Annotated in this window: 8 protein-coding genes; all 8 read left to right on the forward strand. The window is 41.8% G+C overall.

Features of this window, described 5'->3' with window-relative positions:
- Window positions 1-19: 19 nt before the first annotated feature.
- The 8 genes from AC20OE_RS13550 to mutL all read left to right on the forward strand — a co-directional run bounded on the left by AC20OE_RS13550 (window position 20) and on the right by mutL (window position 13,006).
- Window positions 20-3,064, forward strand: a complete 3,045-nt coding sequence (locus tag AC20OE_RS13550; RefSeq protein WP_487268899.1) for an efflux RND transporter permease subunit — start codon at window positions 20-22, stop codon at window positions 3,062-3,064.
- Between the two features lie 173 nt (window positions 3,065-3,237).
- Complete coding sequence (tdh, locus tag AC20OE_RS13555; RefSeq protein ID WP_099663271.1) at window positions 3,238-4,302, forward strand: L-threonine 3-dehydrogenase; 1,065 nt, start codon at window positions 3,238-3,240, stop codon at window positions 4,300-4,302.
- Window positions 4,299-5,480: a glycine C-acetyltransferase gene (locus tag AC20OE_RS13560; protein ID WP_099663272.1), complete on the forward strand. Its 1,182-nt coding sequence runs from the start codon at window positions 4,299-4,301 to the stop codon at window positions 5,478-5,480. Before tdh ends, AC20OE_RS13560 begins: the two co-directional genes overlap by 4 nt.
- Before the next feature lie 149 nt (window positions 5,481-5,629).
- A complete protein-coding gene (miaB, locus tag AC20OE_RS13565) occupies window positions 5,630-7,156 on the forward strand; it encodes a tRNA (N6-isopentenyl adenosine(37)-C2)-methylthiotransferase MiaB (RefSeq protein ID WP_034281907.1) in 1,527 nt (508 codons plus the stop codon).
- Window position 7,157: 1 nt separating this feature from the next.
- Window positions 7,158-7,592: a regulatory iron-sulfur-containing complex subunit RicA gene (gene ricA / locus AC20OE_RS13570; RefSeq protein WP_008358013.1), complete on the forward strand. Its 435-nt coding sequence runs from the start codon at window positions 7,158-7,160 to the stop codon at window positions 7,590-7,592.
- A 244-nt stretch (window positions 7,593-7,836) separates the two neighbouring features.
- Window positions 7,837-8,382, forward strand: a complete 546-nt coding sequence (gene cotE, locus AC20OE_RS13575) for an outer spore coat protein CotE (RefSeq protein ID WP_039178732.1) — start codon at window positions 7,837-7,839, stop codon at window positions 8,380-8,382.
- Between the two features lie 124 nt (window positions 8,383-8,506).
- Window positions 8,507-11,083: a DNA mismatch repair protein MutS gene (mutS, locus tag AC20OE_RS13580; RefSeq protein ID WP_099663273.1), complete on the forward strand. Its 2,577-nt coding sequence runs from the start codon at window positions 8,507-8,509 to the stop codon at window positions 11,081-11,083.
- 21 nt (window positions 11,084-11,104) lie between these two features.
- Window positions 11,105-13,006: a DNA mismatch repair endonuclease MutL gene (gene mutL / locus AC20OE_RS13585; protein WP_099663274.1), complete on the forward strand. Its 1,902-nt coding sequence runs from the start codon at window positions 11,105-11,107 to the stop codon at window positions 13,004-13,006.
- The last annotated feature ends 14 nt before the right edge of the window (window positions 13,007-13,020 follow it).

Raw genomic sequence — 13,020 nt, forward strand, 5'->3', positions numbered from 1 at the left:
TATTTAAGTAGGTGAAATAATGTTTGAAGCTTTTTTTAAAAGAGGAAAGCTTGTTTTTATTTTATTTTTTATCGTTCTCATTGCTGGCGGCTATTTATTCGCGCAGCTTCCTAAACGAGAACTGCCAGAATTCGAGGCGAATCTCGTCACGATTTCTACCGTTTTCCCTGGTGCAGATGCAAAACAGGTGGAAAGAGACGTCACCAATAAGCTGGAATCAGCTTTATCTGATATCAATGGTGTAGAGAAAACGAGCTCGGTTTCTGCCATTGGTTTCTCAAATATTGTGCTTGAAATTGAGGATCAAGCCGACTTTCAAAAGGTGGCAAGTCAAATTAAGAATGAAACGACAAGTGCTGCGTCATCTTTTCCTGAGGGAGTGATGGAGCCGGATGTAAAGGATGAGTTCGGCAGCGTACCCGTTGGTTCTTATATGATTGTGTCGAGTCAATCATCGGACTTAGCAAAGAGTCAGAAATCGCTGCGTGCATTGAAGGAAAAAGTAGAGGACATCAAAGGGGTAGACAATGTCGTTATCAAAGGCTTCAATGACAAACAAGCGATATTAAACTTACATTCAAACAAGCTGGAGGGGGAAGGGTTCAATGTAACTGATGTCACAAATGCCATCAATCAGGAATTTGACACATCTCCATTAGGCGATATTCGGACAGGTAAAGCGAAGGTCAAACTGTCCATCGATACATATGACCGCTTAGATCAGGTCAAAAAAATTGAGCTCTTCTCAAGAACAAAACAAGAGCCGGTCAAAATTAGTCAGCTTGGCAGCTTAAAAGAAGTAGAAAAAGAGAAAAGTGATATTGTGTCCTATAACGGAAAGCCCGCCTATTCATTTACAGTGAATATTAAACCAGGGCTTGATATTCCTAAAATGTATGACAAAGTCAATGATGTCATTGAGAAAGAAAAGCAGCTGCCAAATGGGGTGGAGTGGGTAGACTACTATTCACAAAAAAGTGAAGTGGATGCCATTTTCAATGATTTAATAAAAGAAGCCATTGTTGCAGTCATCGCTGTCATTATCGTTACTACACTTGGACTCACGATTGGCGGGGCGTTTATCGTTTCACTCGCCATTCCGCTATCCATTACAATTGGAACCATTCCGCTGCCATTTTTACAAGTGGATCTCAATCAAATTTCGATCATCGGCTTTATCATTGCCTTAGGGATACTTGTCGATGATGCGATTGTCGTCAATGATAATATTTTAAGACAAATGAAAAAATACGAAAGTCCGCTTAAAGGAACAATTGGTGGCGTAAAAGAAGTCGCAGGGTCCATTTTGACATCAACACTTGCTGTTGTGTTTGCTTTCCTGCCTCTTCTTTTCTTATCAGGTGCAAACGGTTCATTTATTCGGGCACTACCGTCTGTTCTAGTAACGACTGTGCTTGCGTCCATGGTGATTTCGCTGACACTTGTGCCGGTCTATCAATATACTGTGAACAGGAAAAGAAAGAACAAGAAGAGTCAAAAAGAGCCGGGCTTCCTAGGAAAACCATTAAAAAAGCTGGCGGATTTCTATGCAGACCGTGTGCTGAAAAACATTGTGAAGCGGCCGCTCGTTATTGGACTAAGTGGCTTGCTTGTTGCAACGCTTGCTTTTTTACTTATTTTCGTCACACCATTTGAATTTTTCCCTGCGGCGAATAAGAAAGAAGTGGTCGTCACGGTCACGCTTCCAAGTGAAACAACATTAGACAAAACAAATGAAACACTAAAGAAAATAGAACAAGAAATTAAGCAGCAAAAAGGCATTGAAGAAACGGCGATTTTTGCAGGCGGCGGGGTGCCGAATCTGTTTAATGAAAGTATTTCAAATGCAAGTGACCACACTGGTCAGATTGTTGTAAGAGTAGACAATGATCAGATGACAAGTAAGGCATTGATAGATCGTATGACCGAGCCTTTGCGAGAGAAATTCAAAGAGGCTGATCTCTTTATGAAAACTATTGTTCAAGGACCGCCCACTGGAGCGCCAGTAACAGTAACAGTTGCAGGTGACTCTTTCACAAAGCTCATTGATGTCAAAGAAACGCTGACAAATGAAATGAAAGACAAAGGAGCAAGCTTGATTACAGATGATGTCAATAAGCCGGTAAAAACGATCTCCTTTGAATTAAACCGTGAGCGAATGGCAGAGGATGGGCTCAGTGCTCAATTTGTCAGCAGACAGCTTGGGCTTGTGACAGAAGGGATTCCATTAGGTACCTTTAAACAAGGAACAAATGATATCGATTTAGTGGTAAAACAGGATATAGGTACACATCAAAATGGTTTAAAGCTAAAAGAATTGAAAGTGCCTGTGAAGACAAACGAGGGTGGTATGCCTCAACTTGAGCCGCTTAGCCGATATGTAACAGAAAAAGAAACAGAGCAGTATGAAAGCATTCCACATGAAAATGGAGTTCCAACCATTACGCTAAAGGCGTATCCCGGCGCATCAGATTCGTTTAAAGACGATATGAAAGAAGTCGTTAATCAAGTGGGGAAAAGCGCGGCAGCGAAGGATTTGACCATTTCACAAGGTGGAGAAAATGAAAATCAGACCCAGTTCTTTATTGAAATTAGTCTCTTATTTGCGGTTGTCCTGCTGCTCATTTACGTGACCATCGCATTCCAGTTCAATTCATTGATGCTTCCACTGTTAGTTCTAGGAACGGTTTACTTAGCCGTATCAGGAGCCATTATCGGACTGTTTGTCACACAAACGCCATTCAGCTTTATGGCAACAATGGGAATTGTCTCATTGGCTGGTATTGTCGTTCGAAATGCGGTCGTCTTATTCGAATTTATTGAACAGCGGCGCAAGCAAGGATTTGATCAACAGACAGCCGTCATTGAAGCGGGAAGAGCAAGGATTAGACCGATACTTTTAACAGCATTTACGGCATTAGTTGCATTAATGCCTGTTGCATTAAGTCATGATCCACTCTTTAAGCCGCTGGCCATCTGCATTGTATCAGGTGTCTTTTTCTCAACGATTCTGACATTATTTATTGTGCCAGCCCTATATGTTGCCGTTTCAAAGAAACGCTGACGATGAAAGCAAATGTCCTTTCAACCGGAGATTTGCTTTTTTTTTAGAAAATATCTAAAAAAATATGTGGGGTGTTCATTTGTCTTTATCTAGTAGACAGTGGTGTTTACGACTAAAATAAGTCGTGTTAAAATCTGATTGGGAGAAGTTTTTTAACAAAGGGGTTGTACGTCATGTGTGGAACGATGAAAGCAATTGTTAAAAAAGAAAGCGCTTACGGAGCGGTGCTGACGGAGATGCCGATTCCAGAAATCAAAGATCATGAAGTATTGATAAAGGTGAAAGCCACTTCGATATGCGGAACAGACGTGCATATTTATAATTGGGATGACTGGGCTAAGGGGCGAGTCAAAGCGCCCTACATTTTTGGTCATGAATTTACAGGGGAAGTTGTCAAAGTGGGGAAGCAGGTCTCACGAGCAAAAGTAGGGGATTTTGTATCGGCTGAGACGCATGTTGTATGTAATCAATGTTATATGTGCTTAACAGGGCAGCAGCATTTGTGCAGTGAAACGAAAATTTTAGGGGTAGACATTGATGGCTGTTTTGCTGAATATGTCAAAATACCTGAACAAAATGTGTGGCATAATCCGGCTCAAATGCCAGTTGAGCTTGCCTCTATACAAGAGCCGCTAGGAAATGCTGTCCATACAGTACTGCACACACCTGTTTCAGGTAAATCTGTGGCGATTTTTGGCTGCGGACCAATCGGCTTAATGGCAATCGCTGTCGCAAAAGCTTCTGGAGCTGTTCAAGTGTTCGCCGTTGATAAAAATGAATACAGGCTCGATCTAGCCCGAAAAATGGGTGCAGATCATATCGTGGATATTGGAAAAGATGATCCAGTCGCGATGATTAAGCAGCTCACGCGGATGGAAGGGGCAGACGTAATGTGTGAGATGTCAGGTCATCCAGCTGCCATTAATCAAGCACTCGAAGCTTGTGCAAATGGAGGAAAAGTCAATATACTAAGCTTGCCAGAACGGCCAGTGAAAATTGATATTACGAACCAGATTGTTTTTAGGGGATTAACTGTGCAAGGGATCACGGGGAGAAAAATGTTTGAGACGTGGCGTCAAGTATCTGAGCTGTTAAGAACGAATACCATTGATGTAAAGCCAGTTGTCACTCACACACTGCCATTTGAAGAGTTCGAAAAGGGCTTTGAACTCATGCGGAATGGTACGTGCGGAAAAGTCGTACTGATGATGCCATCATATCAAAGGGGGAAGAAATGATGAAGGAATTCACGTATTTACAAGATGAATTGGAAACAATGAAGCAGCAAGGCACCCACCAAACCTTAAAAGAGATCGACTCAAAACAATCATCCACTGTTACATTAAATGAACAATCTGTTATACAACTCTCCTCAAATAACTACTTAGGCCTCACCTCGCACCCAAGGCTGATGAAAGCAGCAAAAGAGGCGATTGATGAATTCGGAGCGGGTACAGGATCCGTACGAACCATCGCCGGCACAATGACAATGCATGAACGTCTTGAAAAAAAGCTTGCTGCATTTAAAAAGACAGAGGCAGCCCTTGTGTTCCAATCAGGCTTTACGACCAACCAAGGAGTTTTATCGAGTATCCTGACAAAAGATGATATTGTCATTTCGGATGAACTGAATCATGCCTCAATTATTGATGGAATCCGATTAACCAAAGCTGATAAAAAGGTATACAGTCATTCCAATATGGAAGAGCTGGAGAAGATTTTGAAAAAATCAATGAATTATCGCGTCCGTCTCATCGTAACAGACGGTGTTTTCTCAATGGATGGTGATATCGCGCCACTTCCTGAAATCGTCAGGCTAGCAGAAGCATATGATGCATTTGTCATGGTAGACGATGCGCATGCCTCGGGCGTGCTTGGCGAGAATGGCCGCGGGACGGTCAACCATTTTAAACTCGACGGCAGAGTGCACATACAGGTCGGGACCCTTAGTAAGGCTGTCGGAGTGCTCGGCGGTTACGTAGCTGGTTCAGCGGTTTTAATTGATTATTTAAAACATAAAGCAAGACCGTTTTTATTCAGCACCTCACATCCGCCCGCTGTGACTAGAGCGTGTGAAGAAGCGATTGAAGTACTGTTAGATGAACCGGAGCGAATCGATACACTTTGGGAGAACGCCGCTTATTTTAAAGAAAAGCTCATCAGCCTTGGATTCCAAGTCGCCCCAACAGAGACACCGATTATCCCAATCATGATTGGAGACGAAGCACTTACTTTTCGTTTCTCAAAAGCTTTAATAGAACGAGGCGTGTTTGCTCAAGGCATCGCCTTCCCAACAGTAGCAAAAGGCAAGGCAAGAATTAGAGCCATCATCACAGCCGAGCACACAAAAGAAGAACTAGACCGGGCACTGACAATCATTGAAGAAGAAGCAAAAAAACTGAACATACTTGATTGAGAGAGCGCACGCTCTCTTTTTCTTTTTATGAAAAATGGTTATGACTAATAGACAATTTTCATAGAAGAACCGTATATGATTTATTTTCAATTCATCACAAAATAGTCTATACTGTAGGGTGGAACTTGGTTTGAAAGGAGTACAAATTCATGAATGAAGAGCAGAGAAAAGCGAGCGGACAAGTAAGTTCATCGGACAAAAAATCCGAGAAGGACTACAGCAAATATTTTGAAGCTGTGTACATTCCGCCTTCCTTAAAAGATGCAAAAAAACGGGGTAAAGAAGAAGTCGAATACAATCAATTTCAAATTGACGAGCAGTTTCAAGGGTTAGGGAACGGCCGCAAGTTTTATATTCGCACATATGGCTGTCAAATGAATGAGCATGACACAGAAGTGATGGCTGGTATTTTTATGGCGCTTGGCTATGAACCAACAAATTCAACTGAAGATGCAAATGTCATCTTATTAAACACTTGTGCTATTCGAGAAAATGCAGAAAATAAAGTGTTTGGAGAGCTTGGTCATTTAAAAGCATTAAAACGCGAAAAGCCAGATTTAATTTTAGGTGTATGCGGATGTATGTCACAAGAAGAATCTGTCGTGAGCCGTATTTTGAAGAAACACCCATTTGTTGATTTGATTTTCGGCACGCACAACATTCACCGCCTGCCAGAGCTGTTATCTGAATGTTACCTTTCAAAAGAAATGGTCATTGAGGTTTGGTCAAAAGAAGGCGATGTGATTGAGAACCTTCCGAGAGCCCGTCAAGGTAAAATCAAGGGCTGGGTGAATATTATGTACGGCTGTGATAAATTCTGTACATACTGTATCGTGCCTTATACGCGCGGCAAGGAAAGAAGCCGCCGCCCAGATGAAATTATTCAAGAGGTCAGACGTTTAGCAGCAGAAGGATATAAGGAAATTACCCTTCTTGGTCAAAACGTGAATGCATATGGAAAAGATTTTGAAGATATGGAGTATGGGCTTGGCCACCTGATGGATGAGCTGCGAAAAATTGATATTCCACGTATCCGTTTTACAACAAGTCACCCGCGTGATTTTGATGATCACTTAATTGAAGTGCTAGCCAAGGGCGGAAATCTTCTTGATCATATTCATCTGCCAGTACAATCCGGAAGTTCTTCTGTGCTGAAGCTTATGGCGAGAAAATATGACCGTGAGCGCTACCTTGATCTTGTGCGCAAAATCAAAGAAGCTATGCCGAATGCTTCATTAACAACGGACATTATTGTTGGGTTCCCAAATGAAACAGATGAGCAGTTTGAAGAAACACTTTCCCTCTATCGCGAGGTTGAGTTTGATGCCGCTTATACGTTCATTTATTCTCCAAGAGAAGGAACGCCGGCAGCGAAAATGAAAGACAACGTGCCAATGCGTGTGAAAAAAGAACGTCTGCAGCGCTTAAATGCACTTGTGAATGAAATTTCTGCGAAAAAAATGAAGGAATATGAAGGGCAGATTGTCGAAGTATTAGTAGAGGGTGAAAGTAAAAATAACCCTGAGATCCTAGCCGGATATACAAGTAAAAGCAAGCTTGTGAATTTTAAAGCACCAAAAGAAGCGATTGGCAACATCGTCAAAGTGAAAATCACACAAGCCAAAACTTGGTCTCTTGACGGAGAAATGGTTGGAGAAGCTATCGAGGTGAATTAAAATGACACTTTATTCAAAGAAAGAGATTGTCGAGCGCGCAAGAGAGCTCGCTAAAATGATTTCTGAAACGGAAGAAGTTGATTTCTTCAAAAAAGCAGAAGCGCAAATCAATGAAAATACAAAAATTTCAACGATCATTAATCAAATTAAGGCGCTTCAAAAACAAGCTGTGAACTTAAAGCATTACGGCAAACATGAAGCCTTAAAGCAAGTCGAAGAAAAAATCGATGCCCTGCAAGAAGAACTGGATGACATCCCAGTCATTCAAGAATTCAAAGAATCACAAATGGAAGTCAATTCCCTGCTTCAGCTTGTAGCGCACACAATTTCGAATCAAGTAACAGATGAAATCATTCTTTCAACCGGCGGTGACCTCTTATTAGGAGAAACCGGTTCAAAAGTGAAAAACTCATCACCAAGTTGCTCCATTAAATGAGAAAACCCCGCAGATGCGGGGTTTTTTGTTTTCCTATTGAAATGCACTACCCATTCTCTTCATGTTTCATCAACTCCAAACCTCTCACTCTCCAACTTTTCCAATTTTCAAGGCAAGTTTATGGGCGACCATGCATACACTGAAACAGAAATGAATTTAATTGAACATGAAGTTCAAAATCGTGACACACTAGACGAATGCCCAGCATAAGATAAAACGATCAAGAACAAGGAGGCATGCCGGAATGTCTGAATACAGAGAAATTATTACAAAAGCGGTGGTTGCAAAAGGGAGGAAATTCACCCAAAGCACACACACCATTTCTCCATCGCAAAAACCAACCAGCATCTTAGGTGGTTGGATCATTAATCATAAGTATGATGCTGAAAAGGTCGGTAAAACGGTTGAGATCGAAGGAACATTTGATATTAACGTATGGTACTCTTACGCTGACAACACGAAAACAGAAGTCGTCACAGAGCGTGTGAAGTATGTAGACATCATTAAACTGAGATATAAAGATAAAAATTTCCTTGATGATGAGCACGAAGTGATTGCGAAAGTTTTGCAGCAGCCCAATTGCTTAGAAGTGACCATTTCTCCAAATGGCAATAAAATTATCGTTCAGGCAGAGCGTGAGTTCATTGCTGAGGTAGTCGGTGAAACAAAAATTGTTGTAGAGGTCAATTCAGACTGGAAAGAAAAAGATGATCACGAGTGGGAAGAGGAAGTGGATGAGGAGTTAGAGGATATTCATCCAGAGTTCCTAGCAGGTGATCCAGAAGAGTAAGGAATGACTAGGGCGCATATCCCCCTAGTTTTTTTGTGCCTGATCTAGGAGAAAAAAGGTGATTTTTTATGCTATAATTGAAGATGGTATGAATTCGAAAGTAATATAGTGAGGGATTAGAAATATGGCAAGTTATACGCCCATGATACAGCAATATTTAAAGATCAAGGCAGATTATCAAGATGCCTTTTTATTTTTTCGCTTAGGCGATTTTTATGAGATGTTTTTTGATGATGCGAAAGAAGCGGCGCAAGAACTGGAAATTACGTTAACAAGCAGAGACGGCGGCACCATTCCAATGTGCGGCGTTCCATATCATTCTGCTTCTGCATACATAGAACAGTTGATTTCAAAAGGCTACAAGGTCGCCATTTGTGAGCAGGTGGAAGACCCTAAAACGGCAAAAGGTGTAGTCAAAAGAGAAGTTGTTCAACTGATTACACCAGGTACCGTCATGGATGGTAAAGGTTTAAGTGAAAACGAGAACAACTTCATTGCGTCTGTTACCAGCTTTCAAAATGGATACGGTCTTGCGCTGTCTGATTTATCAACAGGTGAAAACATGGCGGCTTTCATCGATCGATTAGATGAAGTCGTATCAGAAATTTATTCTGTTGGTGCAAAAGAAATTGTGGTGTCAAAGCAGCTGGATGAGGAAACAATCAAAACCCTTAAAGAACGCTGCCAAGCAACTATTTCATACGAAGATAGTGATGATCTATTAGAGGAAGCTGAACAGCTCGTTTCCCATCTTGACGACAAGTTAAAAACGGCATTTTTAACACTATATGCCTACTTAAGAAGAACGCAAAAAAGAAGCTTGGATCACCTTCAGAAAGTTCAAGTGTTTGAGCTTGAACAAACGATGAAAATTGATCTTTACTCAAAACGAAACCTTGAATTAACAGAAACGATTCGTTCAAAAAGCAAAAAAGGCTCTTTATTATGGCTGTTAGATGAAACAAAAACAGCGATGGGCGGCAGACTGCTCAAGCAATGGATCGACCGGCCGCTCATTCGTCTTTCGCAAATTAACGAGCGCCAGGAAATGGTGCAAATTCTGATGGATCATTTCTTTGAGCGCGAGGATCTGCGCGAACGATTAAAGCAAGTATATGATCTTGAGCGTCTAGCGGGCCGCGTGGCATTTGGCAACGTGAATGCCCGTGACCTCATTCAACTCAAGGAATCTTTAAAACAAGTACCGGATATTAAACAACTCGTTCAATCATTACCAGAGGAAATGGCAAAATCAAGAGCGAATGAGATTGATCCTTGCGGCGACCTGCTTGATTTATTAGAAGATGCACTTTATGAAAATCCGCCGATGACGATAAAAGAAGGCAATTTGATTAAAGATGGCTACAATGCAAAATTAGATGAATACCGTGATGCCAGCCGAAACGGAAAGGACTGGATTGCACGTCTCGAACAGCAGGAAAGAGAATATACCGGCATTCGCTCATTAAAAGTCGGGTTTAATAAAGTGTTTGGTTATTATATCGAAGTGACACGTGCAAATACACATCTGCTTGAGGAAGGGCGTTATGAAAGAAAACAAACACTTGCCAATGCAGAGCGGTATATCACACCTGAATTAAAAGAAAAAGAAGCACTGATTCTTGAAGCAGAATCAAATATTAACGAATTGGAATATGAACTATTTACAGCTCTCAGGGAGCAAGTAAAAGGCTATATTCCTAGATTACAGCTGCTCGCAAAACAAATGAGTGAGCTTGATGCGCTTCAATGCTTTGCGACTGTTAGTGAAAAGCGCCGTTATATCCGTCCGGAATTCTCAGAGGATGACGTGGATGTCAAAGATGGCCGTCACCCTGTCGTTGAAAAAGTGCTGGATCACCAGGAATATGTACCGAATGACTGCCATATGGGAAAAGGCAGACAAACCTTACTCATCACTGGACCGAATATGTCAGGGAAAAGTACGTATATGAGACAAATGGCTCTCATCTCGATTCTTGCGCAGATTGGCTGCTTTGTGCCAGCGTCAAAGGCGACGCTACCAATCTTCGATCAAATCTTTACCCGTATTGGTGCAGCAGATGATTTGATTTCTGGTCAAAGTACTTTTATGGTAGAGATGCTCGAAGCAAAAAATGCGATGGTGCACGCAACGAAAAACAGCTTGATTTTATTCGATGAAATTGGACGTGGGACAAGCACCTATGATGGAATGGCGCTTGCGCAGGCGATCATTGAATTTGTTCATGATCATATTGGGGCCAAAACCCTATTTTCTACACATTACCATGAGCTGACGGTTCTTGAATCTCAATTAAGCGAGCTGAAAAATGTTCATGTGCGAGCTGAAGAGCATGAAGGCACAGTCGTTTTCTTACATCAAATCAAAGAAGGTGCAGCTGATAAAAGCTATGGTATTCATGTAGCGCAGCTAGCTGAATTGCCTGATGCCATCATCAATAGAGCCCAGACCATTTTAACGGAGCTTGAGAGCGGATCACATGACGTGACCCCGAACGTATCTCCAGCACCAAAAGTAGAAAAGACTGAAGAAAAACAGCAGCTATCTTTCTTTGAAGTAGAAGAAAAACCGCAGCCAAAAGCTGCTCTAAAACAGAAAGATCAAGCGGTCATCGATGAATTAAAATCATACAACCTAATGGATATGACGCCGCTTGAAGCTATGACAAAGCTGTATGAATTGCAAAAGAAATTATAATGTAAGGTGAGGTGAGCAGAAATGGCAAAGATTATTCAGTTATCCGATGACCTATCCAATAAAATTGCTGCAGGTGAAGTGGTCGAGCGCCCAGCTTCTGTTGTAAAGGAGCTTGTGGAAAATGCGATCGATGCAAAAAGTACAGTGATTGAAATCGATGTAGAAGAAGCAGGTCTTTCTTCTATAAGGATTATTGATAATGGTGTTGGAATCGATGCTGAAGATTGTAAGCTCGCCTTCCAGCGTCATGCAACGAGCAAAATCAAAGACGAAAATGATCTGTTCCGTGTCAGAACCCTTGGATTCAGGGGAGAGGCACTGCCAAGTATTGCATCTGTCTCTCATTTAGAAATGAAAACAAGTACTGGCGAAGGAGCTGGGACACACCTAGCTTTGCAAGGCGGGAAAATCATTTCAGAGAAAAAAACCTCTGGCCGCCGCGGCACTGAGATTGTGGTCACCAATTTATTTTACAATACGCCAGCTCGCCTGAAATATATGAAAACCGTTCATACGGAGCTTGGTAATATATCGGATGTGATCAACCGAATTGCGCTAGCTCATCCCGAAGTATCGATCCGTTTGCGTCATCAAGGGAAAGTTCTCCTCCAAACGAATGGAAATGGAGATGTGCGTCATGTACTTGCGGCCATTTACGGAACAGCCGTGGCGAAAAAAATGCTGCCGCTCCACGTACAATCACTTGATTTTGAAGTGAAAGGATATATTTCCTTACCAGAAGTGACGAGGGCATCACGGAATTATATGTCTTCTGTTGTAAACGGCCGATATGTCAAACATTTTCCGCTCGTGAAAGCGATCCATGAAGGATATCACACACTGCTTCCGATTGGTCGTCATCCAATTACATTTATTGAGATGAAGATGGATCCAATTTTAGTAGATGTGAACGTTCATCCTTCGAAGCTTGAAGTGAGACTAAGTAAAGAACAGGAACTTCATGAGCTGATTAAACAAGGAATTAAGGAAGTATTTCAAAAGCAGCAGCTCATTCCAAGTGCCTCAGTACCAAAAAAAGCACCAATACCAGCTGTGAAAAATGAGCAACAATCCTTAACCTTTGATGCGAAACAAGGAAACCAAAGTCAACCGGAAACACCGCTAACCTATCAGCCGGAGTCGCACGAGTCGGTCATATACGAGACAAGTTATACCGATGCATATGGGATGCCTAAACAAGAGAAGACAGAAGCATCATCACCAGTATCTTATGAAGAAGTATCATCTGAGCGTATTCATTTAGAGGAATCCGCCGCTTCATTTGAAGATGAAGAGACGGTACTATATGAAGATGTGACAGAGACGATGCCTGAAAACGAACGCGTCCCTGTGATGTATCCAATTGGGCAAATGCACGGCACATATATTTTGGCTCAAAATGAACGAGGACTTTATATCATTGACCAGCATGCAGCTCAAGAGCGAATCAAGTATGAGTATTATCGTGAGAAGGTGGGAGAGATCGAACAGGAAGTGCAAGAAATGCTCGTTCCTTTAACATTTCACTACTCTAAAAACGATATGCTGATCATTGAAGAGCATAAGGATATTCTAGCGAAAGTGGGTGTCTTCTTAGAGCCCTTTGGTTCAGGAAGCTACATCGTTCGTTCACATCCACAGTGGTTTCCGAAAGGTGAAGAGGCTGAACTGATCGAAGAGATTATAGAGCAAGTGCTTGATGAAAAGCGTGTTGATATCAAGAAACTGAGAGAAGAAGCGGCGATTATGATGAGCTGCAAAGGCTCAATCAAAGCAAATCGTCATTTGCGTCATGATGAAATCAAAGCCTTATTAGATGAACTCCGGACAACGAAGGATCCATTCACCTGTCCGCACGGCCGGCCGATCATTATTCATCACTCCACTTATGAAATGGAGAAAATGTTTAAACGGGTGATGTGATATAAAAAAAGCGC

This window comes from Bacillus sp. SRI_025 (genome assembly GCF_057592095.1).